Genomic DNA, 25,109 nt, shown 5'->3' with positions numbered 1-25,109 from the left:
TTTCCCCTCGACGTATCCGTACTCCCGCAGTTTTTCTAAAAACACGCCCATATTGGCCGAGTTGAGCTCGCGGCTGGCCGTGTCCAGCATGCCGATCCGCCAAATCTTGCCTACCTGCTGCGCGCGCGCCGCCAGCGGCCACGCAGTCGCCGCGCCCGCGACCAGCGTCATGAAATCGCGTCGTCTCATGCGCTCCTCCTCCAGGCGAGACCAACACGCTACCACATCGGGAAATGAGAGACACATTTTGCATCACAACAAAACTGAGCGGTCAATGACTGCTCGGGGTCAAAATGCGAAGAACTCAGATTGAGCAAATTCGGTCCGCGGTGCCGCGATGAGGGGACCACCGTCGGGCACGTGCCACCTTCGCAGATGGGGCCACAAGACTCTCAAAAGCCCATCAAGCTCGTCGGCGACCGATTTCGCGATAAAGCGCCTCGGGGCTCACGGCCAGCTCGGCGGCGAGGCTGACCCACTCTCCTTTTGGCGGCAGCTTGCCGTTCCATTCGATCCATGCGTCGAGGCGGGCCGCGACTGTTTTCATGGACAGCTGGAAACGCGAGTGTTGCAGCCCGTGAGCCGGCAGCCGTAACAGCGTCGCCCCGAGGATCGCCTTGGCCGCGATGAGGCCGTTGGTCGCCGGCGGCACGTCGATATCATCAACCCGCGTTCTCGCACAGGACTCAGCTGGTGCTCTCGGTGAACACGACGGGCGTCCCTTTCGAGACGCTGGCTGCGACCCGTTCCGCATCCCAGTTGGTGAGACGCACGCAGCCGTGCGACTGCCCCTTCGAAATATTTTGCGGTGAGGGCGTGCCGTGGATGCCGTAGCCGTCGGCGGACAAATTGATCCAGACGATTCCGACCGGATTGTTCGGGCCGGGGCTGATCTTGAAGGGTCTTCGGGAGTGAACGCCCTTGAAGTGATAGGCGGGGTTGTAGCGATAGGTCGGATTTTGGTCGATCTCGGTGACCTTCAGTGTGCCGGAAGGTGACGGCTTCTCCTCGCTGCCGACGCTCGCCGGATAGAATCCGATCAGCGCATTCGACTTGTCGAACAGCTTGACGGTTTGCCTGACCTTGTCGATTTCGACCCTGTCGGCCTTGGCAGGCGCGGCACCTCCCCCATCAGCCGTGTCGACGACGACGATGGTCTCGCCGGCGCGGTCGAAGTGGCGGCCCGGGTTGAGCTCCGCCAGAAGCTGCTCGCTCATGTGAAACTTTTCAGCCAATTCTTCGCGCGGACTGGTGTAGCCGAGATGGGGGATGTCCTTCATGTCCTCCATTTTCGCCGGAAGCTTGCGCAAGAACGGTCCCGCGACGTCCTTCTCCGTGATGGTGTAGGTCGCCGTCACCGGCCGCTCGTCCGTCCGCAACGCTTGCCAGACATCATCCGCCGGCGCATCCGAACTCGGCAATTGCCGGGCCTCCGCATAGGCTCGCAGCGCCTTTTTCGCGTTCTCACCGAACTTGCCGTCGATCTCACCCGGGGAGAAATGCGCCCTGTCGAGGAGGACTTGCAGATGGACCCCGGCCGGGGTCGGCCTTTCGGTCGAGAGCGTCTTCTTTGATGGCTGGGCGGAATTGATTGCGTCCGCCGTCATCTCGGCTGCGTACGCTCCCGACGCTGCAAGGGCCAAGACAAGAGCGATGCAGATCTGCCCCGTTTTCCTCAGCGTCATCGTTGCCTCCTTTTACCTTTCCAAGCGTTGCGTACCGCCTCTGCGGCCGGCCGCGGAAGCCAGTTCGCGGTAGCGATCCTCGTATTGCTGCGCCATGCGACGGGCGATGAAGCGCTCCTCGAACCGGGCGCGCACTCTCCTTCGATCCAGCTTGCCCAATTCGCCGACCGCCGAGATGGCCTGCTCTTCGTCCGCGACGATGAACCCGGTCAGACCGTGCTCGATCACCTCGGGAACCGACCCACAACGATAGGCGATCACCGGCGTTCCGCAGGCCATCGCCTCGATCATGACCAAGCCGAAAGGCTCCGGCCAATCGATGGGAAACAACAGCGCGGCTGCTCGGCCCAGGAAGGATTGCTTCTTCACGTCGTCGACTTCACCCACAAGCTGGATCGCTTCGCCGTCGATGTGAGGCTCGAGCTTCTTCTTGAAGTAGGCGGTTTCAGCGCGCGGTATCTTCGCGGCTATGCGCAGCGGCATCCGGGCAGCGCGCGCAATGCGAATGGCATCCTCCGGCCCCTTGTCGGCCGTGAGGCGGCCAAGAAACGCCAGATAGGACCCCTCTTCGTAGGAGGGGCGCAACAGCTCGGATGGTAATCCGTGCTGAATCGTTCCAATCCATCTTGCATCCGGAAGCGGCGCACGCTGGTGATCGGAAATCGACACGAACGGGGCTTCAGGGAACTGCCGAACCACATCAGGCAATCCGGGCAGATCCAGACGACCGTGCATGGTCGTCAGGAACGGCACACCAAGACGGCTGAGCAGCGGCAGATGCACCCAGTCGATATGGGCGTGGATCACGTCAAAATCGCTGGCTCGCTGCGCAATCGCCTCGACCAACATCGCAGAGGCCGCGCCCGGATCGGTTCCCTTCCGCCCGAGACGAAGCGCGCGTGGCCACACGGCGTGAAGTTTTCCGCTGGTTCGGGAGTCGCCACTTGCAAACAGCGTGACCTCGTGGCCGAGCCTGACAAGCTCATCCACCAGCCAGGCGACCACGCGCTCGGTGCCGCCGTAAAGCTTGGGAGGGACGCTTTCAGCCAAGGGAGCGAGTTGGGCGATGCGCATGAGGGCCCTGCTACACCGCTGAACGGAGGATCAGCACGATGGCTGCGGAGAGCAGGTTCGAAATTGCAAGCAAGGTCCGATCCGGCCATGCGCTTCCGATCGCCAGGCGACACGCGAGCCTCTCAATGATCCCTAACATTGGTCATCGGAAAGCCGCTCGAGATAGGCGAGCCCGAACCACGCGAGTTCCTGGGCATCACCGTTACTCTCGCGTGCTTCCCGCCTCCCTTGCAGATGACGCTCGAGGAGGCAGCGACGGCCATCCGCGGCATCGACGTCGCGATGCCTGGCGCGGTACACGCGCCATGCGGTATCAACCGCTGTTCGTAACGGGCCGTCATCCACCATGTCCCAACTCCGGCGTGGAGATGTTCATGGGACGCCAACTCGTCGCGACGGCGGAAGTTTCCAGTTTCTCCCGAAAGTCTGATACCGCGCGCAACGCGAGCGCAGTCGGCACGGGCTCCCCTTGGTGCACGCAAATCAGACGGCACGTCGCGCCGCCATCTCGGCCGCGAGCAGGACCGCAGCGCGACTGGCGCCGGATGATGCAATGCCCTGCCCGGCGATATCATAGGCGGTGCCGTGCGCCGGCGTGCAGATCGGGAACGGGAAGCCGCCCAGCAATGTGACGCCGCGATCGAATCCCATCAGCTTCATCGCGATCTGGCCCTGGTCGTGATACATCGTCAGCACCGCATCATAGGCCCCGGCCCTGGCGCGCAGGAACACGGTATCGGCGGGAAACGGGCCCTCCGCGGCAATGCCGGCGCGCCGGCCGGCTTCCACCACCGGCGCGATGACGTCGATCTCCTCGCGGCCGAAATTGCCGCCATCTCCGGCATGCGGGTTGAGGCCAGCGACCGCGATGCGCGGACGCGCAAAGCCGGCATTGCGCATGCACGCATCGGTCAGCTTCAGTGCGCGCTGGATGCGGTCGCTGGTGAGTCTTGCGGCGACCTCCTTGAGCGGAATGTGCGAGGTGACGCGGGCATTCCAGAGCTCGCCCAGCACGTTGAATTCGCTGGCCGGTGTCCTCAACCCGACCACCTCCGCCGAGAACGCGATCTCGTCGTCATAGTCCGAGCGCGCCAATCGCATGGCCGCCTTGTTGAAAGGCGTGAAGCAGACGGCATCGACCCTTCCATCCCTGCCAAATTCGAGCGCCCGCTTGTAGTTGGCCAGCGCGAATTGGCCGCCCGCCAGGCTCGCTTTGCCACGCTCGACCCGCGCGGGATCGAGATGACCGAGATCGAGGAACAGCGTGTCGGCTGTCAGCTCATCGAAGTCGGCGCCCTGCTCCACCGCCATCAGTTCCGGCGCGACGCCGGCGATCTTCGCGCCCGCGTCGAAGACGCGGCGGTCGCCGATGACCACGAGCCGGCACCGTGCGCGGATATCGTCCTGCGCCACGAGCTTCGCCGTCAGCTCCGGGCTGATGCCGGCAGGATCTCCCATCGCCAGCGCAATCAGCGGCTTCGCGGTCATATGCTCACCTTTTCCTGGTTCGTCGTTCTGGCGCTGGCGGGTTTGCGGACGATGCGTGCGAACAGCTGCAACGCCAACGGCAACAGCAGCAATGCGATGCCTGCCACCACGAGGCACGTCACCAGCTTGTTGGCAAAGAAGATTCCGAGCGATCCCTTGGACATCAGCATCGATTGCCGGAACGCGTCCTCGGCCTTGTCCCCGATGACGATGGCGAGCACGAGCGGCGCCAGGGGGTAGAACAATTTCTTGAAGAGATAGCCGACGACGCCGAAACCGAGCATCATCACCACATCGAGATAGGAGTTCGACACCGAATAGGCACCGACGACGCAGATGATCACGATCAGCGGCGCGATGACCGCGAAGGGAATCCGCATCAGGGCGGCGAACACAGGCACGGTCAGCAGCACCAGCGCGACCGCAACGATGTTGCCGACATACATCGAGGCGATCAGACCCCAAACGAAATCCTTCTGATCGACAAACAGCATCGGCCCGGGATTGAGCCCCCAGATCATGAGCCCGCCCATCATGACCGCCGCAGTCGCCGAGCCGGGAATGCCGAGCGAGAGCATCGGCAGGAGCGCACTGGTGCCGGCGGCGTGGTCGGCGGTTTCGGGCGAGATGATGCCCTCGACCTCGCCGGTGCCGAAGTAGCGGCCGCGGCGCGAGAAGCGGCGAGCAATGCCGTAGCTCATGAACGAAGCTGCGGTCGGGCCGCCCGGCGTGATCCCCATCCAGCAGCCGATCGCAGCGCTGCGCAGCAGCGCGACGCCGTGGCGCGGCAGGTGGCCGACCGCGCGAAACACTTCGCGCCAGTCGATCCTGGACGAGACCGCGCGGGCATGAAACTCCTCTTCGACGGCGACCAAGAGCTCGCCGATGCCGAACAGGCCCATCACTGCGACGACGAAGTTCACGCCCTTGACCAGCTCGTCGATGCCCATGGTGAGACGGACGCTGCCTGAGACGGTGTCGATGCCGATCGCCGCGATCGCAAAGCCGATCGCGAGCGCCACCACGGTCTTGATCGGCGCCGCTCCGCCCATGCCGACGAAGCTCGCAAAGGCGAGGAAATAGACCGCAAAATATTCCGCCGGCCCGAAGGCGAGCGCAACCTGCGCCACCCAGGACGCGAGAAAGGTGATCAGGATGACGCCCATCAACGCGCCGAACGCCGCCGAACCGAAAGCGGTGGCGAGCGCCGTGGTCGGCCGGCCGTCGCGCGCCATCGGATAGCCGTCGAACGTCGTCGCGACCGAGGACGGCTCGCCGGGAATGTTGAACAGGATCGAGGTCACGGAGCCCCCGAACAGCGCGCCCCAATACATGCTGGAGAGCAGGATGATCGCCGACACCGGCTGCATGCCGAAGGTCAGCGGCAGCAGCAGCGACACGCCGTTCGGCGCGCCCAGCCCCGGCAGCACGCCGACGAGGATGCCGAGTAGCACGCCTGTCGCCATCAAGGCCAGATGTGGCACGGTGACCGCGATGGTGAAGCCGTGGAAGAGCTCCGAGAGATTATCCATCGCCCGCTCCCTCAGAACCCGAGCGCCGCGGCGAGCGCGCCGTGCGGCAGGCTGACCTGGAACATGCGCTCGAACACGACATAGAGCGCGAGCGCCGTTGCCCCCGCCGTCATCGCCGAACGCAGGACGGATTGATGGCGGGGAACCGCGAGCACCGCGAAGATGTAGGCCGCCGAAGCGACATACATCCCAAGCAACGGGATCGCGGCGACGAAAATCACCGCCGGCACGAACAGGCCGGCCAGCCGCCGCAGCTCAATCGACGTGATCGCGATGGGGACGCGTGCCAGCGACGCAACGGGCGCGAGGCCACGTGCCAGATTGTAGAGGCTGCCGGCGACAATGATGATGCCGGTCAGGAACGGGAATGTGCCTGATTCAACGCCTGCGCTCGACCAGCCGATGCCGTTGTCGAGGCTCTGGACCACCACCGCAACACCAAAGCTGCCGGTGAGGACGGCGGTCGCAAGTTCGAGGGCGCGGCGCGAGATCATCGAAGGCTCCCGATCCTCACTTGACCAGCCAGCCCTGCTCGCTCGCCACCTGCTTGACGTGCTCGAGATCCTGCTTGATGAACTTGTCGAACTCGGCACCGGTCAGGAACGTGTCGACCTGGGACGTCTTCTCGATGTAGTCCTTCCATTCCGGCGTCGCCTGCACCTTCTTCATGAGGTCGACATAGTAGGCGGCCTGCTCCGGAGTGACCTTCCCGGGCAGCCAGACCGTGCGCGGCTGCTCATATTGCTTGATGTCGAGGCCCTGCTCGACACAGGTCGGCACATCGCTCCAGCCTTCGGTAGCCGTGATCTTCGGCCCTTCAGGCAAGCGCTTCGGGCTGAAGACGCAAAGCGGGCGCTGGGTGCCGCCGCGCCATTGTCCGAGGCTTTCGCTGGGATTGTTGACGTGGGAATCGATATGCCCGCCGGCAAGCTGCACCGCAGCCTCGGCGCCGCTCTTGAAGGGGATGTAGGTCAGTTTCACGTGCCCGACCTTCTCGATCATGCGCGTCAGCACCTCATCGGTGTCCTTGGACTGGGCGCCGCCCATCTTGAATTCGCCCGATGCGGCTGCCTTCAGATAATCACCCGCGGTCTTGTAGGGCGCATCCTGCTTGACCCAGAGCAGGAACTCGTCCTGCGCCATCGCCGCGATCGGAGTGAGGTCGGTGTAATTGAAGGCGACCCTGGAGACGAGCGGCTGCTGCCACGCGTTCGAGGTACCGAAGATCACCTTGTAGGGATCGCCGGCAGAGGCTTTGCCGTAGACATAGCCTTCCGCGCCGCTGCCGCCGCCCTTGTTGACGACGACGATCGGCTGATCGGTCAGCTTGTGTTTGGTGATGACGTTCTGCACCGCGCGGGCGAGATTGTCGGTGCCGCCGCCCGGACCTGCGGTCGCCACGAACTCGATCGGCTTCTGCGGCTGCCAGGCCGCGCATGCCGGCGCGCTGCCTGCGAGCACCGCTGCACTGACGGTCAACAGGAAGAGAGACGTCCCACGCATGATTTCCTCCAACTGATTTTTCTGTTTTGTTCGATCAGCCGTCCCGGCGTCGGCTCAGGCGACGCGTTCTTCGCGCTCCCCTGCGGCCGAGACGATTGCGCCTTCTTGCTCGAGTGCTTCGATCTGCTCTTTGGCGAACCCGTGCTCCGCCAGCACCTCGCGCGTGTGCTCGCCGTAGACCGGAGCGCCTGACGCGACCTTGCCCGGCGTCTCCGAGAATTTGATCGGCAACCCGATCGTCTTGACCGGACCGAGCGTGGAATGCTCGACCTCGACGACCATCTCGCGCGCCAGCGTCTGCGGATCGTTCAGGGCCTCCAGCATGTCGTGGACCGGGCCGCACGGCACTCCTTTCTCGTCCAGAGCCGCGAGCCAATGGGCGCGTGTCCGGGTCCGGAAACGTTCGCTCAGGACCGCTTCGAGCTCCTTCAAATTCGCCATGCGGTCGGCGCCGGTGACGAAGCGCGGATCGGCGGCGAGCTCGCTCGCGCCGAGCGCTTCCAGCATCAACAGCCAGTGCTTCTTGTTGGCGCCGCCGACCACGAGCCAGCCGTCCGAGGCCTCGAACGCCTGATAGGGCGCGTTGAGCGGATGCGCCGAGCCCATTGCGCGCGGCGCGGTGCCGGCGGCGAGCGCGATGGTCGACTGCCAATAGGTCTGCACCAGCGCCGCCTCGTAGAGCGAGGTCTCAACCCACTGCCCCTCACCGGTCTTGAGACGGTGCGTATAGGCGGCGAGGATGCCCATGCTCGCGAGCAGGCCCGCGGTGATGTCTGATAGCGGCGGGCCGCATTTCACCGGCGGGCCGTCCGGGCGCTCGCCGGTAAAGCTCATGATGCCGCTCATGGCCTGCGCGACGAGGTCGAAGCCCCGGCGGTGCTTGTAGGGACCGGTGCGACCAAAGCCTGAGAGCGAGCAATAGATCAGCGCGGGGAATTTCTCGTGCAGCTCGTCATAGCCGAAGCCCAGCCGCTCCATCGCGCCCGGCGCGAAATTCTCGACCAGCACGTCGGCATCCGCAATCAGTCGGCGCAAGACCTGCTTGCCGCCGTCGGACTTGAGGTCCAGCACGATGCCGCGCTTGTTGCGATTCATCATCAGGAACGAGGCCGCCTCGTCGCCGATCCTGGGCGGCACCGAATGGCGGGTGTCGTCACCACCAGGCCATTTCTCGATCTTGATGACGTCGGCACCCATGTCGGCGAGCATCAGGGTGCAGGTCGGCCCCGCCATGACGTGGGTGAGATCGATGACCTTGAGACCCGCGAGCGGGCCTGCACGACGTGAGGCAGATTGCGATCGATCGCTGGGCATCGGGGCGTCCTGTTATTGACCGCGCCACTGCGGGGCGCGCTTGCTGAGGAAAGCGTCGAGCCCTTCGCGAAAATCGTGGCTCGTGTAGCACATCAGGATGAGGTCTTCGCCCTCGTCTCGCGTCAGCCGCTTTTGCAGGCGGGCGACCGCCTGCTTGGTCGCGTTCAGGGTCAGCGGCGCGTGGCCGGCCACGAGGTGCGCGAGCTCGTCGACGCGCTTGTCCAGTGCTGAGAGATCGTCGACGACCTCGCCGAGCAGTCCGATTCCAGCGGCCTCCGCGGCATCGACCAGCCGCGCGGTGAAGATCAGATCCTTGACCCGCGCCGCCCCGATCAACGCTGTGAGACGGCTGACATTGGACATCGACAGGCAATTGCCGAGCGTGCGAGCGATCGGAAAGCCGATTCTCGTGCTGCGCGTGCCGATGCGCAAATCGCAGGCCGCGGCGATGCCCGCCCCGCCACCGGTGCAGAAGCCGTTGATCGCCGCGATCGTCGGGACCCGGCATTGCTCGAGCGTGGTCAGCACGCGGTCGATGCGGTTCTCGTAATCGATCGAATCCTGCGGCGTTTTGAATTCGCGGAATTGGTTGATGTCGGTGCCCGAGGCAAAGGCCTTGTCGCCGGCCCCGCGCAGCACCAGCACTTTGATCGAGCGGTCGTCGTTGGCCTGCTCGCAGATGGCAGCGAGCCGCTCGTACATGGCGAAGGTGAAGGCGTTGCGCGCCTGCGGGCGATTGAAGGTGATCCGTCCGATGCCGTTCTTGCATTCAAAAGCGAGGTCGTCCGCCGATACCGCCTGGTCCATCTCCGCGTCCCCTCATGTTTTTTGCATTTTTGAATGCAAAATTTGGGATTTTCAAGATATAATTCCTGAACTTTCGTCTATTGGAACGTTTTTGCATTCAAAATTGAGAAGCCCATGCTGCATGAAGAGGTGGTCGGCCGCATCCGCGACATTCTGCTCGACGGCGAGATCCCGCCGGGCGCGCGGATTCCCGAGCGCGAGCTGTGCGAGCGGCTCGAGATCTCGCGCACGCCGTTGCGTGAAGCGCTCAAGGTGCTGGCCGCCGAGGGCCTGGTGCAGCTTCTCCCGCATCGCGGCTCGCGCGCGGCGAAATTGACCGACAAGGACATGCGCGACCTCTTCGAGGTCTGCCAGGGGCTCGAAGCGCTGGCAGGTGAGCTGGCCTGCGAGCGCATCAGCGACGCAGAGATCGCGGAGATTGCGGCCGCGCATGCGGGGATGGTGCAGCATTATCGCGAGGGCGATCTCCTCCATTATTACCGCGGCAACCGCGCCATCCACGAGGGGATCGTCAATGCCGCCGGCAATCCCGTGCTGTCAGGACTCTACGCGTCCGTGACCGCGCGCATCCGCCGCGCCCGCTACGTCACGCCGATGACGCCGCAGCGCTGGGCGCGCGCGGTCCAGGAGCACGAGGCGATCCTGAACGCTCTCCAGCGCCGTGACGGCGTCGGACTCTCCCACGTCCTGCGCGCCCATCTGCGCCACAAGCGCGAAGAGGTTTTGCAGGCGGGTTTTGCGGAAACGGAAGGGGACGAGCCCACGCTGAGGATCGCGTGAGGCGCAACGTCTAACAGCCGAGCTTGTCGGCGATCCCGCCAAAATCCTTGGCGACAATGTCCCAATGTCCCGTCGCCTCGAAATCGACCTTCTGCAACGGACCGTATTCGGTCGGCCGCGCCACGAACGCGGTCCTTAGTCCGTTCTTCTGCGCGGCGGCCAAATCGCCATTATGGGCGGCGACCATCATCACCTCTTCAGGCTTGAGGCCGAGCAGCCTTGCGGCGCCGAGATAAGTTTCGGGATCGGGCTTGTAGTGCGCGAACAATTCGGCCGACATGATGAGATCCCACGGCAGACCCGCATGCTTCGCCATGTTGGTGAGCAGCGCGACGTTGCCGTTCGACAGCGGCGAGATCACGAATCTCGTCTTCAGCCGGGTCAGGCCGGCGACGCTGTCCGGCCAGGGATTGAGGCGGTGCCAGCCCTTGGTGAGATGATCGAGATCGGCCTCGGTGAGGCCCCTGATGGCAAATTTCTCGACCAGCTTTTCCAGCGAGCGGCGGTGCAGATCGTCCAGCATGACGTAGCCACGCTCGGGATGCTCGCGCACGTCCTGCATCGACGCGACATACATGCCGCGCCAGCCGTCGACGAGCGCTGTCCAGTCGGCGCTGATGCCGCGCTCCTTCCCCCACCACATGAAATCGGTGATCAGGCTGGTGCGCCAGTCCACGACCGTGCCGAACACGTCGAAGACGAGGGCTTTGACGGCGGAGAGATCGGACATGCGCTTCCCCTATTGTTCTTATTGTCATTCCGGGACGCGCACCAACGCGAACCCGGTATCTCGAAGTTGTGGCGCGCGATTCCGGGTTCTCGCTTCGCGAGCCCCGGAATGACAGAGAACATCAGTCCAGATGAAACTTCGCCAGTTCGCGGTGCTCGGCCTTGATGTAGCGCACGGTGCCGGTGACGGAACGCATCACCACCGTCTCGGTCTCGATCACGCCGTCCTTGCGGAATTTCACGCCGGACAGCAGCGAACCGGTCGTGACGCCGGTCGCGGCGAACAGGCAGTCGCCGCGCGCCATGTCCTCGATGCCGTAGATCATCTTGGGATCGTTGACGCCCATCTTTGCTGCGCGCTCGATCTTCTCGCCGGAATCGAGAATCAGGCGGCACTGCATCTGGCCGCCGATGCAGCGCAGCGCCACCGCGGCGAGCACGCCTTCCGGTGCGCCGCCGGTGCCGAGATACATATCGACGCCCGTGTTGTCGGGGTCGGCGCAGTGGATCACGCCGGCGACGTCGCCGTCGGTGATGAGGCGCACGGCAGCGCCGGTCGAGCGCACACTCTCGATGATGCTGGCGTGGCGCGGGCGATCGAGCACGAGGACGGTGATACCCTCAGGCTTGACGCCCTTGGCCTTGGCGAGACGGCGAACGTTATCGGCGGGGCTCGCATCGAGATCGACGACACCCTTGTCATAGCCGGGGCCGATCGCGAGCTTCTGCATGTAGACGTCCGGTGCGTGCAGCAAGGTGCCACCATCGGCCATCGCCATCGTGGCGATCGAGCCCGGCATGTTCTTGGCGCACAGCGTGGTGCCTTCGAGCGGATCGACCGCGATATCGACTTCCGGACCGGTGTTCATGCCGACTTTCTCGCCGATGAAGAGCATCGGCGCTTCGTCGCGCTCGCCCTCGCCGATCACGATGGTGCCCTGGATCGGCAATTTATTGAGCTCGCGGCGCATCGCGTCGACGGCGGCCTGGTCGGCAGGCTTCTCCTGTCCGTGCCCGCGCAGCCGCGCCGACGACACTGCCGCCCGTTCCGTCACCCGCACGATCTCCAGCGTGAGAATGCGCTCGAGCAAGGCGTGCGGGGGGACTTCAATATGGGTCGACATCGGCTAACTCCTTCGAAACAGTTTTGGACAGGACGCCCTGCCCGCATCAACTCGTAACACCCACAGTTCGTTCGAACCGTTTTATTTCTTGAGCATGCTCTTTTCGGAAAACCGCTTCACACTTTGCGCTAACGCGGCCCTCCGGATCCGGATCATGCTCTAGTTCTTCTCAATCCTGATGACCTGCGGCCGTCCGCTGATCACCTTGTCTCTCTGCACGGCGGCGAGCGCGCGTCGTACGGCGTCCTCATGCGTGGCATAGGTGATCAGGATGACGGGCACGGGCACAGCCTTGCCGTTTGCCGATGCGGCGCCGCCATTGGGATGGCGCTGCACGATCGACTCGATCGAAATCTTCTGCTCTGCCAGCCGGGTCGCGATCGCGGCCGCGGTGCCCGGGAAATCGCGCGCCAGAAGGCGGATGTAGTAGCCGCCTTCATGCCGCTCCATCGGCGCCTTCGTGGTGTCGCGCAGCTGCGCGATGGGCCGGCCGAACGGATTGGCGCGGATGCCGCGCGCAACATCGGCGATATCGGCGACGACAGCGGATGCCGTCGCCGCACCACCCGCGCCGGGTCCGACCAGCGTAATCGGGGGAATGCCCTCTCCATCGATCGTAACCGCGTTGGTGACACCCATCACCTGCGCGATCGAGGAGGTTTTTGGCACCATGGTCGGATGCACGCGCTGCTCGATACCCTTCGCGGTGCGCACCGCAACGCCGAGCAGCTTGACGCGGTAGCCGAGATCGGCGGCCGCGCGCAGATCTTCCGGCGCGATGGAGGAGATGCCTTCGACATAGACAGCGCTTTGAGCAACTTTCGTGCCGAAAGCGAGGCTGGCGAGAATGGCGAGCTTCTGCGCGGTATCGTGGCCGTCGACGTCGAAGGACGGATTGGCCTCGGCATAGCCGAGCCGCTGCGCATCCTTGAGGCACTCGGCAAACGACAGGCCCTCCTGCTCCATTCGCGTCAGGATATAATTGCAGGTGCCGTTGAGGATGCCATAGACGCGCTCGATGCCGGTTCCGGCGAGACCTTCACGTAACGTCTTGATGACGGGGATCGCGGCGCCGACCGCTGCCTCGAAATTCAGCGCGCCGCCATGCTTTTCGGCCGATTTGGCGAGCTTCAGACCGTGCTTGGCGAGCAACGCCTTGTTCGCGGTGACGACGGACTTGCCGGCACCGAGGGCGGCTTCGACCGCGGCCAGCGCGGGATCGCCTGCGCCGCCCATCAACTCGACAAAGCAGTCGACCTCGGGATGCGTGGCGACAGCCAGCGGATCCTTCGCCCATTCGACGCCGCGCAGGTCGATGGCGCGCTTCTTGGCCTTCGAACGCGCCGTCACGGCGACGACGCGAATGCCGCGGCCGGAACGGCCCGCGAGCACGCGCGCCTGCGTCTCGATCAAACGGACAACTTCGGCGCCCACGGTGCCGAGCCCCGCTATGCCCACTTTCAGGGGTGCAACCATGATGCTTTAGTGAACCTGCAGAAGAGAATTAGCGCCTGTTGGCGAGTGGAACGACGTTGTGCAACGTTTCGATGCCGCTTTCAAGGAAGCGGCGCACGCCGCGCGCGGCCTGCCTGATCCGTTGCTCGTTTTCCACCATGGCGATGCGGACATATCCTTCGCCATGCTCGCCGAAGCCGACGCCGGGCGAGACCGCAACACCCGATTTCTCCACCATCAGGGTCGCGAACTGCATGCTGCCGACGCTGCGGAAGGCCTCCGGCAGCGGCACCCAGGCGAACATCGAGGCTTCCGGGGGCGGAATGTCCCAACCCGCGCGGCCGAACGACTCCACCAGCGCGTCGCGACGCTTGCGATAGGTGTCGCGCATCTCCTTGATGCAATCATCGGGACCGTTCAGTGCCGCAGTCGCGGCGACCTGCACCGGCGTGAAGGCGCCGTAGTCGAGGTACGATTTGACGCGGGCGAGCGCCGCGATCACGCGCTCGTTGCCGACCGCGAAGCCCATGCGCCAGCCCGCCATCGAATAGGTCTTCGACATCGAGGTGAACTCGACGGTGACGTCGATGGCGCCCGGCACCTGGAGCACCGAGGGCGGCGGATTGCTCTCGTCGAAATAGACCTCGGCATAGGCGAGATCGGACAGGATCAGGATCTCGTGCTTCTTCGCGAATGCGACCAGGTCCTTGTAGAAATCGAGGCTCGCGACATAGGCGGTCGGGTTCGAAGGATAGCAGACGACGAGCGCGAGCGGCTTCGGGATCGAATGCACGATCGCCCGCTCCGCAGCCTCGAAGAATTGCGGCGTCGGCTCCGAGGGCACCGAGCGGATCACACCGCCCGCCATCAAAAAGCCGAAGGCGTGAATCGGATAGCTCGGGTTCGGACAGAGGATCACGTCGCCCGGCGCGGTGATCGCCTGCGCCACGTTGGCAAAGCCTTCCTTTGAACCGAGCGTCGCCACCACCTGGGTGTCGGGATTGAGCTTCACACCGAAGCGGCGCTCGTAATAGGCGGCCTGGGCCCGGCGCAGACCGGGGATGCCGCGGGAGGCCGAATAGCGGTCGGTGCGCGGCTTGCCCAGCGTCTCCTTGAGCTTCTCCAGCACGTGCGGCGGGGCCGGCAGATCCGGGTTGCCCATGCCGAGATCGATGATGTCGGCGCCGGCATTCCGCGCGGCCGCCTTGGCCCGGTTGACCTGCTCGAACACGTAAGGCGGAAGGCGGCGGATGCGGTAAAAATCGTCCATGGCTCTCTGGGCTCCGGGCCACCGGTCAAGACAGAATCGAAGGGCGATGGTCGCCCTTTCGAGAAGGCCTCGCCCTGCGCACAAAAATCACTCAAAATCAGATACTTAGAGTGAAATTCGACGACGAGGACTGAACTCCTTCGTCCTGACTCTCGGCTGAATTGGAGTCTTTTAGCACGGAGTGGCGGGGGCGCCAGCGATTACCTTGCGCCGCCCGGTGACCGTGCCGCCGCGCATTGGCGTTCTATTTGGCATCCTTGGCGGCGACGGCCTGACGGTCGCGCGCGGCCGCTAGCTCAGCCTCGATCTTGACGCGCTGGTCGAGCGGGATGATCGCCTGATCACGGTCCGGCGGCAGATCGTGGACCGGCAAATAGGCACCCGGCTCCTTGGGATGGGCCGCCGTATCGGCAGCCGTCATGTCGGCAAGCTGACTCGAGCAGCCACCCAACGCGAACACCACCATCAGCAGCGCGCAGCACGCCAGCCGCGTCTTTTGCAGGTCCCACAACGTCAACACCTGGGAAATCCCCTACTCGTCCCAACGTCAGGCTGCCGGTAGCTTAACCAACAACCTGCCCAAGCTCAAACCATTGCTGCCCACAAATGGCACGAGCGAGAAATCATCGAAGGCCCACGGACCGAGAGGTGCACGGCGATTGTGACAAAAGCAAGAAGCTTTGTCGCAGTGCAGCACATCTTCGCACCTCTTTAGCGCGAAACCAGCGAGCTTCGCGGTGACGAATACAGAATGAATTGTTACTGTCGTCGCCATGAGTACCGTCACGACCGACACGCCCAAGTCAAAGTCCGAAATGAAGTTCGATGCGGAAGCCTTCGCGATGAATGTCGCGCGGGCGATGGAGGGCGGCGGCAAGGCGCTCGCCGCGTATCTGAAGCCGCGCGAAAGCGGCGAGGTGCAGGACCGCCCACCGGCCGAGCTCACCGAGGTCGTCAAGACCTTCACGTCGGTCGCCGAGTATTGGTTATCGGACCAATCGCGTGCGTCCGACCTGCAGACCAAACTTGCAAAGGATTATCTCGATCTCTGGGGCTCTGCGGCGCGGCGGATGGCCGGCCAGGATGCCCAGCCCGCGATATCACCCTCCCCGCGCGACAAGCGCTTCGCCGATCCGGAATGGAAGTCGAACCAGTTCTTCGATTTCATGATGCAGCTCTATCTGCTCACCAGCAAATGGGCGCAGGAATTGGTGCATGACGCCGAGCTCGATCCGCAGACCCGCCGCAAGGCCGAGTTCTACGTCCAGCAGATCACCAACGCGATCTCGCCCTCGAATTTCGTGCTGACCAATCCGGAGGTGCTGCGCGAGACGGTTGCAAGCAGCGGCGAGAACCTCGCGCGCGGCCTGACGATGCTGGCCGAGGACATCGCGGCCGGCAAGGGCATGCTGAAGATCCGCCAGTCCAATCCCGACAATCTCGTGGTCGGCGTCAACATGGCGACGACGCCGGGCAAGGTGATCTACCAGAACGAGATGATGCAGCTGATCCAGTATTCTCCGAGCACGGAGAAGGTGCTGCGCACGCCGCTCCTGATCGTGCCGCCCTGGATCAACAAGTTCTACATTCTCGATCTCAAGCCGGAGAAATCCTACATCAAGTGGTGTGTCGACCAGGGCATCACCGTGTTCGTGATCTCATGGGTCAATCCCGACAAGAAGCTCGGAGGCAAGAGCTGGGAAGACTACATGAAGGAAGGCCCGCTCACGGCGATGGACGTGATCGAGAAGGTCACCGGCGAGCTGAAGGTGCACACGGCCGGCTATTGCGTCGGCGGCACCATGCTGGCGACCACGCTGGCCTGGCTCGCCGAGAAGCGGCGCCAGCGCGTGACGTCGGCGACGTTCTTTGCGGCGCAAGTCGACTTCACCCATGCCGGCGATCTCCTCGTGTTCGTCGACGAGGGCCAGATCGCCGCGCTCGAGCAGGACATGAAGATGTCGGGCGTGCTCGAAGGCTCCAAGATGGCGATGGCCTTCAACATGCTGCGCTCGAACGATTTGATCTGGTCCTACGTCGTCAGCAACTACCTCAAGGGCAAGGAGCCGAGTGCGTTCGACCTGCTGCACTGGAATTCCGACGCGACGCGGATGACGCAGGCGAACCATTCCTATTATTTGCGCAACTGCTATCTGGAGAACCGGTTGTCGACCGGCACCTTGGTGCTCGACAACACGCTGCTCGACCTCTCCAAGGTCAAGGTGCCCGTCTACAACCTCGCCACCCGCGAAGACCACATCGCGCCAGCAGAATCCGTGCTGTACGGCTCGCAATTCTTCGGCGGGCCCGTGAAATACGTGCTGTCGGGCTCCGGCCACATCGCCGGCGTGGTCAATCCGCCGGCCTCGAACAAGTACCAGTACTGGACCAACGACAACATCAAGGACGTCACCATCGCCGAGTGGATGAAGGGCGCGGTCGAGCACAAGGGCTCGTGGTGGCCGGACTGGCGTGAATGGCTGGGCGCGCTCGACCCGGAGGAAGTGCCCGCGCGCAGCGTCGGCACCGAGGCGCTGCCCCCGATCGAGGACGCGCCAGGCAGCTATGTCAGGGTTCGCGCATAGCGCAACAGCGCGCGCTTTCGTATAAGCTCACGGTATCGATTTGGAGGGGACCGGATTATGACGCGTGAATTGTTCTGGCTGACCTGTACGGTGATCCTGACCGGAATCCTCTGGATCCCCTATACCATCAACCGTTGCCAGGTTCGTGGGCTCGCCGGCGCCATGGCCAACCCTTCCCGCGGCGACAAGCCTCAGGCCGAATGGGCGAACCGCCTGATGTTCGCCCATGACAACGCGGTCGAGAATCTCGTGCTGTTCGCACCGCTGGTGCTGATCCTGAACGCGATCGACTATTCCTCGAAATGGACCGTGCTCGCCTGCGTGGTCTATTTCTGGTCGCGCGTCGCGCATGTGATCGTGTATGCGCTCGGCATCCCGGTATTCCGTACGCTCGCCTTCACCGTCGGCTTCCTGGCCCAGGCCGTGCTGGCGCTCGCGATCTTCAAGGTGTTCTGAAGCTCTCTCCAACGTCATTGCGAGCGAAGCGAAGCAATCCAGGCTGTCTCCGCGGTGAGAGTGCTGGATTGCTTCGCTTCGCTCGCAACGACAACGGATAGGGTGTCGCCCTATTCCTCCGGCAGACCCAGCATCAGCCGCATGTTCTGCACGGCTGCGCCCGAGGCGCCCTTGCCGAGATTGTCAAGCCGCGCGACCAGCACCGCCTGGTGGTACTTGTCGCTGGCGAAGACATAGAGCTCGAGCACGTTGGTCTCGTTGAGCGCCTCCGGCTCGATGCGGCCGCCCTTGGACGCGTCGTTCTGGAGCGGCATCGCCTTGACGTATTTCGAGCCGGCGTAGTGCTTGGCCAGCGCCGCGTGGAGATCGGCACCAGCAGGCTTGCCGGGCAACGCGTCGAGCTGGAGCGGGATCGAGACCAGCATGCCCTGCCGGTAATTGCCGACGGAGGGAATGAAGATCGGGCGCCGCGTCAAGTTCGAATAGAGCTGCAGCTCCGGCAGATGCTTGTGCTCGAAGCCGAGGCCATAGAGCTCGAACGATGGCGCGCTGCCGTCCTCGAAGCTTGCGATCATCGATTTGCCGCCACCGGAATAGCCGCTCACCGCGTTGACGCTGATGGGATGGTCAGGCGGCAACAGGCCCGCATCGACGATCGGCCGCAGCAGCGCGATTCCGCCGGTCGGATAGCAACCCGGATTCGAGACCTTCTTCGCCGCCTTGATCTTGCCGGCCTGGTCGGGCGCCAGCTCCGCAAAGCCGTAGGTCCAGTCAGGTGCGACCCGATACGCGGTCGAGGCGTCCAGCACCTTCGGCGCCGAAGTACCCATGCTGTCAATCAATGCGACCGTCTCCTTGGCGGCATCGTCAGGCAGGCAGAGGATCACGAGATCCACCTCCTCCATCAGCGCCTTCTTCGCTGCGGGATCCTTGCGCTTGTCGTCGGCGATGGTCTTCACCACGACGTCGCTCTGGCGCTTCAGCCGCTCGTTGATGCCGAGGCCGGTGGTGCCGGAGCCGCCGTCGACGAAGACGGTGGCGGGTTTTTTGGCTGTGCCGGTGGACGGGGCTTTCGTGGTTTCCGTGAGGCTCATGATACGCTCCTTTCGAGCATGTTGGTTTCGGCCGCGAAGGCTTCGGGCCTCACGTCCTGCATCAGTTGGGCGATCTTCCTGGCGTCGGCATCGGCTTGCGCGCCGAGTGCAGTCGCGATCGCGACATAGTCGGCGTCCGATTTGTGCTGGTTCAGCTTGAAGCTGCCTTCGACCTCTTCGACCGTCATGACCAGCCCCACGATTCCCTTCTTCAGCGCCTCGAGCCGGCCTGCCGTCATCTTGCCTGAAGTCCACGGCTTCTTCGGCAACAGCCAGCTCTCGAAGATGTCGCTGAGCGTGTCGATCTGCACCGCCAGCTCATCGTCGGACAGCAGCTTCACGGGCCCGGTGAGATGCACCGTCTGATACAGCCAGGTCGGCACTTGATCCGGCGAAACGTACCAGTCGGGCGATACATAGGCATCGGGGCCGTTGATCGCGAGCAGCCAGCACGTCGCGCCGTCCGCAAGCCTTACCAGGGGATTGTGACGGGCGACATGAAAGGCGGCCTGCGGCGTGCCGTCGGCTGCATAGGTCAAATAGAACGGCAGCGGCGAAGCGACCGGCTTGTAGCCGTCGAAGGCGCACATCGTGCCGAAACCGCGCTCGCCTGCGAATTTCAGGCTCGCGGCGCGATCCGGCTTGAAAAAGGGTGGCGTGTACATCGTGGTCTCCTGCTGGGCCTCCTTGGGGGGCCGCTGGATCAGATCGCGCTGACAGGAGAAAGAATGCCGCGGATCGGGTCCAGCGGCAAAGACGATGATCTCAAACGCGATCGACCGCCCAAACCGCGAGAGCGCGGCGGCGGCGACGGGCGAACAGGATGGTCGCGGCGTTGATCATGGCGCGCGGCTATAGAGCGGGATGCGGTTCCCGTCAAGATACACCATGTCACACCACCCGCCAGAGCCATTCCATGATCTTCGCGATCACGTCGCCGAACAGCAGCAACGCCGCGGACCAGACCAGTGCCGAGATGAAGTTGGCCGCCTGAAAGCTCCAGTACGGCATCTCGAAAATGCCGGCCGCGAGCGGCACCGACGCCCGCAACGGACCGAAGAAGCGGCCGATGAAGATGCTGGGCACGCCCCAGCTCCGGACGAAGGCCTCGCCTTTAGGAAGAATGTCCGGATAGCGCGAGAGCGGCCACATCTGCGCGACCTGCTCCTTGTAGCGATAGCCGAACCAGTAGGAGACCCAGTCGCCGAGCGCGGCGCCGATCGCGCCGGCAATCCAGACCGGATAGAAGCTGATGCCGCTTGCGCCGATCAGCGCGCCGATGGCGACCAGTGCGCCCCAGGCCGGGATCAGCAGCGAGATGAAGGCGAGCGATTCCCCGAACGCGAGCAGGAACACGATCGGAGCGGCCCAAGCCTGGTGCAGGCGCACGAAATCGGCCAATGCGTGCGCAAACTGCTCCATTCCAAATTAGCCTTCCCGCCTCGCCCTGAGGTCATGTTCCATGAAAAGCACTGGTAAGCCAGGGACTTGTGTGACATCAAGTCACAAACCTCTGCACTGGGCGGCCGGCGGCGTCAAATTGCCGGGATTTGGTCAGCCTGCGGCGTAAAATCGCCGGGATTGGCTCGCAACCACCCCAAGAAGCTGTCAAGAAGCGGCCAAGATCGGCGCGGCCTGACCTTTCAAGGCCGGCCGTGGCATAGTCTCCGCAACCGATTCGCCGCCTGCGCGGCCCTCAAAACACATCAAGATATATGTCCAAGCAGTTGAAGACAAAAAGCAAAGACGATTTGTTCGACGGCAATGAGCCGAAGGCGCGCCCCCCCGCTGCCAAGGCCGCACCGCGTGCTGGCGGTGCCGAGGCTGATTACACCGCAGCCGATATCGAGGTGCTTGAGGGCCTGGAACCGGTGCGGCGCCGGCCCGGCATGTATATCGGCGGCACCGACGAAAAGGCGCTGCATCACCTGTTCGCCGAAGTCATCGACAACTCGATGGACGAGGCGCTCGCGGGACACGCGACCTTCATCGGCGTCGAACTCTCCGCGGACGGGTTCCTCACCGTCACCGACAACGGCCGCGGCATCCCTGTTGATCCGCATCCGAAGTTCCCGAAGAAGTCGGCACTCGAAGTCATCATGTGCACGCTGCATTCGGGCGGCAAGTTCGACAGCAAGGTCTACGAGACCTCGGGCGGTCTGCACGGCGTCGGCATCTCCGTCGTGAACGCCCTCTCCTCGCGGCTCGAGGTCGAGGTCGCGCGCAGCCAGAAGCTCTACCGCATGAGCTTCGAGCGCGGCCATCCCAAGGGCAAGCTCGAGGATCTCGGCAAGATCAACAACCGCCGCGGCACCCGCGTGCGCTTCAAGCCCGATACCGACATCTTCGGCGCCAAGGCGGCGTTCAAGCCGCAACGTCTGTTCAAGATGACGCGCTCGAAGGCCTATCTGTTCGGCGGCGTCGAGATTCGCTGGAATTGCGCGCCCGAACTGCTCAAGGGCGTCGAGGACGTTCCGGCCGAGGCCACCTTCCACTTCCCCGGCGGCCTCAAGGATTATCTGGCGGCGGCGATCCACGCCGATACGCTGGTGCATCCCGACATCTTCTCCGGCAAGTCGGGGCGCAACGGCGCGCATGGCGCCTGCGAATGGGCAGTGGCCTGGACCGCGGATGCCGACGGCTTCCTGTCTTCATACACCAACACCGTGCCGACGCCCGACGGAGGCACGCATGAATCGGGCTTGCGCAGCGCGCTGCTGCGCGGCCTGAAGGATCACGCCGAGCGCGTCGGCCAGGGCAAGCGCGCCTCGTCCATCACGTCGGAAGACGTGATGGTTGGCGCCGCCGTGATGCTCTCGGTGTTCGTGCGCGAACCTGAATTCCAGGGCCAGACCAAGGACCGCCTCGCCACGGCCGAAGCGCAGCGCATCGTCGAACAGGCGATGAAGGATCCGTTCGACCATTGGCTCTCGGGCAATCCGAACATGGCCAACCGGCTGCTCGACTTCGTGATCGACCGGGCCGAGGAGCGGCTGCGCCGCCGCCAGGAAAAGGAGACGGCGCGCAAGACGGCTGGCAAGAAGCTGCGCCTGCCCGGCAAGCTCGCCGACTGCACCGACGCAGGCACCGAGGGCTCCGAACTCTTCATCGTCGAGGGCGACTCGGCCGGCGGCAGCGCCAAGCAGGCGCGCGATCGCAAGACCCAGGCGGTGCTGCCGTTGCGTGGAAAAATCCTCAACGTCGCTTCTGCCGGCAAGGACAAGCTGACGGCGAACGCCCAGCTGTCCGATCTCGTGCAGGCGATCGGCTGCGGACAGCTCCTGCAGTACCGCGAAGAGGATCTCCGCTATCAGCGCATCATCATCATGACCGACGCCGACGTCGACGGCGCCCACATCGCTTCGCTCCTGATCACCTTCTTCTACCGGCAGATGCCGAAGCTGATCGACGAGGGACATCTCTTCCTCGCCGTGCCGCCGCTCTACAAGCTGACCCACGGGCAGAAATCGGTCTACGCGCGCGATGACAAGCACAAGGACGAGCTGATCAAGAGCGCTTTCAGCGCCAACGCCAAGGTCGAGGTGAACCGCTTCAAGGGCCTCGGCGAGATGATGCCGGCGCAGCTCAAGGAAACCACCATGGATCCGAGCAAGCGGACGCTGCTCAAGGTGGTCCTGCTGCCCGACGATCGCGACACTACGGCAGATTCGGTCGAGCGGCTGATGGGCACCAAGGCCGAAGCGCGCTTCGCCTTCATCTCCGACAAGGCCGAGTTCGCCAGCGATGAGCTGCTCGACGTCTGAAGCGGCGATTTCCGCCGAAAAGCCCCGGCCTGCGCCGGGGCTTTTTCATTTTTGTGGGAACGGTGGCGCTTCCCGGCGCTTCCGCCTCGGCGATTCCTCTCGGGGCGGGCGACTCGGCCAACGACTCAGAGCGAATGGGCGCACGCCAGGGCTGCGGCAGGATGGCCTCGCCCTCGGGCAAAGGCGCAATCCTAACGAAAACCCGTCTTGGACCATAGCCCCCTGAATCCGCCTAAGACGCTGAAATAAATGGTATTTTGTCGATGCCGATGACGGCATCATCGAACCTGACGAGCGGGCGTTTTCCGGCGACTGTGCCTGCCCTGCAACAGCATTTCGGCGAGAACCGTCTATAGTCCGAGCCATCAGAACACACGGACTTCAGTGCGCTCGCGCCTGCTACGAACCAAGGGTTGGGGATTTTATCATGAAGAAGATTGCTCTCGCACTGACCGCGATTGCGGCAATGACGGGTTCGGCTTCGGCGGCTGACCTCGCGGCTCGTCCCTATGTGAAGGCCCCGATGGCGGCTCCGGTCGCGAACTGGACCGGCTTCTACATCTTCGGCGGCGGCGGCGGCGGCCTCTCGAACTCCGACCAGAGCGTCGTCTCGACCACGACGGGCACGCCCCTGACCATCACCCAGCGCCAGGGTGGCTCGGGCTGGTTCGGCACCGTCGGCCTCGGGTACGACTGGCAGTTCAACAGCACCTGGGTCGCGGGCGTGTTCGCCGACGGCCAGTTCGGCAGCATCCGCGCCACCGTGCAGGATCCGATCGCTCAGATCACGGGCAGCCAGAAGCTGGAGGACTCCTGGGCCGCGGGTGTCCGCCTCGGCTGGCTGGTCGCTCCGAACGTTCTGTCCTACGTCAACGGCGGTTACAGCGGCGCTCACTTCGGCAGCACCAACTTCACCAATCTGGCTGGCGTTTCCTCCGGCACACACCTCAACGGCTACAACCGCAACGGTTGGTTCATCGGCGGCGGTGTCGAGAACAGCCTGAACTTCTTCGGCATCTCCTCGCCCGGCTGGTTCATGAAGACAGAGTATCGCTCGGCCTTCTACGATGCGAAGACTCAGGACGAACTCTTCAACGCCACGAACCTGCCGACCGGCGTGAACAGCATCCGCGCCAACAACTGGAACCAGACGATCTCGACCTCGCTGGTCTACCGCTTCAACTGGACCGGCCCGGTCGTCGCCAAGTACTGAGATCCGAAGTACCAGGATTTAAAGTACTGAGCTGAACTCACCTTCAGACGTCAAAGCCCCGGCATCGTCCGGGGCTTTTTCGTTGCGCGGTGCCATGCCGGCCCGTCCGCGACCATTGTGTCCGAACCGACGGTACGGCTAGTCTTGCGGGACGTTTTCGTGGGCCCGTGGTTGATGCCATGGGTCGCGACAGAATCAGACCGACGGAGGAACGCATGCGCAGATTTCTGCTTGTCGCAGGCCTGTTTGCCCTCGCCGTCGGGCTGCTCTGGATCGGACAGGGCACGGGCACCATCGCCTGGCCGCGATCGAGCTTCATGGTCAACCAGCTGCAATGGGCCGGTTATGGCGCTGCCATGGCCGGCTTCGGGCTGGTGCTGATCTGGCAAAGCAACCGATAAAAGAAACCAGGACGTGAAAGCATGACATCCAATCGGTTCGATCTCCGCGGCAAGGTCGCGATCGTCACGGGCGGCAATGGCGGCATCGGCCTCGGCCTCGCACACGGGCTCGCTGATGCCGGCGCAGACATCGCCGTGGTCGGACGCAATGAAACCAAATCGGCCGCAGCCGTCGCCGATCTCAGGGGGCGCGGCGTCAAGGCGATATCAGTCACCACCGACGTCACCGACAAGGCGGCGGTCGCGGCGATGATCGACCGCGTCTTGAACGATCTCGGCCGCATCGACATTCTGATCAACAACGCCGGCATGAGCATCCGCAAGCCGCCGCACGAGCTCGAGCTCGACGAGTGGAACAAGGTGATCGACACCAACCTCACCAGCGCCTTCGTGTGCTCGAAGCTGGCCTATCCGGCGCTGAAGGCGTCAGGCAACGGCAAGGTCATCAACATCGGCTCGATGATGTCGATCTTCGGCGCGAGCTTCGCGGCCGCCTATGCGGCGAGCAAAGGCGGCATCGTGCAGTACACGCGCGCCTGCGCCAATGCCTGGGCGCCCGACAACATCCAGGTCAATGCCATCCTGCCGGGCTGGATCGACACCGATCTCACGCGCGGGGCGCGCAAGCAGGTCTCGGGCCTGCACGAGCGCGTGCTGGCACGCACGCCCGCGGGCCGCTGGGGCGACATCGACGACTTCGCGGGCATCGCCGTCTTCCTCGCCTCCGCGGCGTCGAACTTCGTCACGGGCACCGCAATCCCGGTCGATGGCGGCTTCTCGGTGATGGCATAAGGCGGCTGTGGTGCAAAAAAGAAGCCCCGGCAATGCCGGGGCT

General features: G+C 63.9%; 24 protein-coding genes and 2 pseudogenes. 7 read left to right on the top strand and 19 right to left on the bottom strand.

What is annotated here, in order from left to right:
• The 11 genes and pseudogenes from BM222_RS40035 to BM222_RS15675 form a co-directional block, all read right to left on the bottom strand.
• Window positions 1–189, bottom strand: a pseudogene (locus BM222_RS40035) (ABC transporter substrate-binding protein); the annotation flags it as partial.
• A 214-nt stretch (window positions 190–403) separates the two neighbouring features.
• Window positions 404–541: pseudogene (locus BM222_RS41085) on the bottom strand (Crp/Fnr family transcriptional regulator); the annotation flags it as partial.
• 145 nt (window positions 542–686) lie between these two features.
• Window positions 687–1,685: a L,D-transpeptidase family protein gene (locus BM222_RS15715; RefSeq protein ID WP_092229136.1), complete on the bottom strand. Its 999-nt coding sequence runs from the start codon at window positions 1,683–1,685 to the stop codon at window positions 687–689.
• A 12-nt stretch (window positions 1,686–1,697) separates the two neighbouring features.
• The gene (locus tag BM222_RS15710) at window positions 1,698–2,759 is read right to left on the bottom strand and encodes a glycosyltransferase family 4 protein (RefSeq protein WP_092229135.1); all 1,062 of its coding nucleotides are present in this window, start codon (window positions 2,757–2,759) and stop codon (window positions 1,698–1,700) included.
• Window positions 2,760–2,891: 132 nt separating this feature from the next.
• The gene (locus BM222_RS15705) at window positions 2,892–3,107 is read right to left on the bottom strand and encodes a hypothetical protein (protein WP_092229134.1); all 216 of its coding nucleotides are present in this window, start codon (window positions 3,105–3,107) and stop codon (window positions 2,892–2,894) included.
• A 135-nt stretch (window positions 3,108–3,242) separates the two neighbouring features.
• Window positions 3,243–4,247: a 4-hydroxythreonine-4-phosphate dehydrogenase PdxA gene (locus tag BM222_RS15700; RefSeq protein ID WP_092229133.1), complete on the bottom strand. Its 1,005-nt coding sequence runs from the start codon at window positions 4,245–4,247 to the stop codon at window positions 3,243–3,245.
• Window positions 4,244–5,779, bottom strand: a complete 1,536-nt coding sequence (locus BM222_RS15695; protein ID WP_092229132.1) for a tripartite tricarboxylate transporter permease — start codon at window positions 5,777–5,779, stop codon at window positions 4,244–4,246. The genes BM222_RS15700 and BM222_RS15695 overlap by 4 nt, the downstream gene beginning before the upstream one ends.
• 11 nt (window positions 5,780–5,790) lie before the next feature.
• Window positions 5,791–6,273 (bottom strand): tripartite tricarboxylate transporter TctB family protein, encoded by a 483-nt coding sequence (locus BM222_RS15690; protein ID WP_092229131.1) that lies wholly within the window; start codon window positions 6,271–6,273, stop codon window positions 5,791–5,793.
• 16 nt (window positions 6,274–6,289) lie between these two features.
• Complete coding sequence (locus tag BM222_RS15685) at window positions 6,290–7,282, bottom strand: Bug family tripartite tricarboxylate transporter substrate binding protein (RefSeq protein WP_092229148.1); 993 nt, start codon at window positions 7,280–7,282, stop codon at window positions 6,290–6,292.
• 54 nt (window positions 7,283–7,336) lie between these two features.
• A complete protein-coding gene (locus BM222_RS15680; RefSeq protein WP_092229130.1) occupies window positions 7,337–8,596 on the bottom strand; it encodes a CaiB/BaiF CoA transferase family protein in 1,260 nt (419 codons plus the stop codon).
• Between the two features lie 12 nt (window positions 8,597–8,608).
• The gene (locus BM222_RS15675; RefSeq protein ID WP_092229129.1) at window positions 8,609–9,403 is read right to left on the bottom strand and encodes an enoyl-CoA hydratase/isomerase family protein; all 795 of its coding nucleotides are present in this window, start codon (window positions 9,401–9,403) and stop codon (window positions 8,609–8,611) included.
• A gap of 114 nt (window positions 9,404–9,517) precedes the next feature.
• On the opposite strand from BM222_RS15675, the gene BM222_RS15670 reads away from it, so the two are divergent.
• Window positions 9,518–10,183: a GntR family transcriptional regulator gene (locus BM222_RS15670; RefSeq protein ID WP_092229128.1), complete on the top strand. Its 666-nt coding sequence runs from the start codon at window positions 9,518–9,520 to the stop codon at window positions 10,181–10,183.
• A 10-nt stretch (window positions 10,184–10,193) separates the two neighbouring features.
• Here BM222_RS15670 and BM222_RS15665 read toward each other — a convergent pair whose 3' ends face one another.
• The 5 genes from BM222_RS15665 to BM222_RS15645 all read right to left on the bottom strand — a co-directional run bounded on the left by BM222_RS15665 (window position 10,194) and on the right by BM222_RS15645 (window position 15,281).
• Complete coding sequence (locus tag BM222_RS15665) at window positions 10,194–10,913, bottom strand: haloacid dehalogenase type II (protein ID WP_092229127.1); 720 nt, start codon at window positions 10,911–10,913, stop codon at window positions 10,194–10,196.
• A gap of 121 nt (window positions 10,914–11,034) precedes the next feature.
• On the bottom strand, window positions 11,035–12,036 hold the full coding sequence (glpX, locus tag BM222_RS15660; RefSeq protein ID WP_092229126.1) for a class II fructose-bisphosphatase: 1,002 nt from the start codon (window positions 12,034–12,036) through the stop codon (window positions 11,035–11,037).
• 159 nt (window positions 12,037–12,195) lie between these two features.
• Window positions 12,196–13,512, bottom strand: a complete 1,317-nt coding sequence (locus tag BM222_RS15655) for a homoserine dehydrogenase (RefSeq protein ID WP_092229125.1) — start codon at window positions 13,510–13,512, stop codon at window positions 12,196–12,198.
• Between the two features lie 28 nt (window positions 13,513–13,540).
• The gene (locus tag BM222_RS15650) at window positions 13,541–14,761 is read right to left on the bottom strand and encodes an LL-diaminopimelate aminotransferase (protein ID WP_092229124.1); all 1,221 of its coding nucleotides are present in this window, start codon (window positions 14,759–14,761) and stop codon (window positions 13,541–13,543) included.
• Between the two features lie 244 nt (window positions 14,762–15,005).
• Window positions 15,006–15,281, bottom strand: a complete 276-nt coding sequence (locus tag BM222_RS15645; protein WP_092229123.1) for a hypothetical protein — start codon at window positions 15,279–15,281, stop codon at window positions 15,006–15,008.
• A 253-nt stretch (window positions 15,282–15,534) separates the two neighbouring features.
• Here BM222_RS15645 and BM222_RS15640 point away from each other — a divergent pair, with 253 nt between their 5' ends.
• Window positions 15,535–17,346 carry a PHA/PHB synthase family protein gene (locus BM222_RS15640; protein ID WP_092229122.1) on the top strand — a complete coding sequence of 604 codons (1,812 nt, stop codon included), beginning with the start codon at window positions 15,535–15,537 and terminating at the stop codon, window positions 17,344–17,346.
• 57 nt (window positions 17,347–17,403) lie between these two features.
• Complete coding sequence (locus BM222_RS15635; protein WP_092229121.1) at window positions 17,404–17,802, top strand: MAPEG family protein; 399 nt, start codon at window positions 17,404–17,406, stop codon at window positions 17,800–17,802.
• A 110-nt stretch (window positions 17,803–17,912) separates the two neighbouring features.
• Here the strand turns inward: BM222_RS15635 and argC are convergent, their stop codons facing one another.
• The 3 genes from argC to BM222_RS15620 form a co-directional block, all read right to left on the bottom strand.
• Window positions 17,913–18,896 (bottom strand): N-acetyl-gamma-glutamyl-phosphate reductase, encoded by a 984-nt coding sequence (gene argC / locus BM222_RS15630; protein ID WP_092229120.1) that lies wholly within the window; start codon window positions 18,894–18,896, stop codon window positions 17,913–17,915.
• On the bottom strand, window positions 18,893–19,561 hold the full coding sequence (locus tag BM222_RS15625) for an FMN-binding negative transcriptional regulator (protein WP_092229119.1): 669 nt from the start codon (window positions 19,559–19,561) through the stop codon (window positions 18,893–18,895). Before BM222_RS15625 ends, argC begins: the two co-directional genes overlap by 4 nt.
• A gap of 226 nt (window positions 19,562–19,787) precedes the next feature.
• Window positions 19,788–20,318 (bottom strand): DedA family protein, encoded by a 531-nt coding sequence (locus BM222_RS15620; protein ID WP_092229118.1) that lies wholly within the window; start codon window positions 20,316–20,318, stop codon window positions 19,788–19,790.
• 293 nt (window positions 20,319–20,611) lie between these two features.
• Here BM222_RS15620 and parE point away from each other — a divergent pair, with 293 nt between their 5' ends.
• The 4 genes from parE to BM222_RS15600 all read left to right on the top strand — a co-directional run bounded on the left by parE (window position 20,612) and on the right by BM222_RS15600 (window position 25,066).
• Complete coding sequence (gene parE, locus BM222_RS15615; RefSeq protein ID WP_092229117.1) at window positions 20,612–22,660, top strand: DNA topoisomerase IV subunit B; 2,049 nt, start codon at window positions 20,612–20,614, stop codon at window positions 22,658–22,660.
• A 427-nt stretch (window positions 22,661–23,087) separates the two neighbouring features.
• Window positions 23,088–23,873, top strand: a complete 786-nt coding sequence (locus tag BM222_RS15610; RefSeq protein WP_092229116.1) for an outer membrane protein — start codon at window positions 23,088–23,090, stop codon at window positions 23,871–23,873.
• 215 nt (window positions 23,874–24,088) lie between these two features.
• Window positions 24,089–24,274 carry a hypothetical protein gene (locus tag BM222_RS15605; protein WP_092229147.1) on the top strand — a complete coding sequence of 62 codons (186 nt, stop codon included), beginning with the start codon at window positions 24,089–24,091 and terminating at the stop codon, window positions 24,272–24,274.
• 21 nt (window positions 24,275–24,295) lie between these two features.
• A complete protein-coding gene (locus tag BM222_RS15600; protein WP_092229115.1) occupies window positions 24,296–25,066 on the top strand; it encodes an SDR family NAD(P)-dependent oxidoreductase in 771 nt (256 codons plus the stop codon).
• The last annotated feature ends 43 nt before the right edge of the window (window positions 25,067–25,109 follow it).

The organism is Bradyrhizobium sp. Gha (assembly GCF_900113735.1).
GTDB lineage: Bacteria > Pseudomonadota > Alphaproteobacteria > Rhizobiales > Xanthobacteraceae > Bradyrhizobium.
The sequence above is the reverse complement of the archived record's forward strand: the minus strand, read 5'-3'. Positions and strand labels throughout refer to the sequence as shown.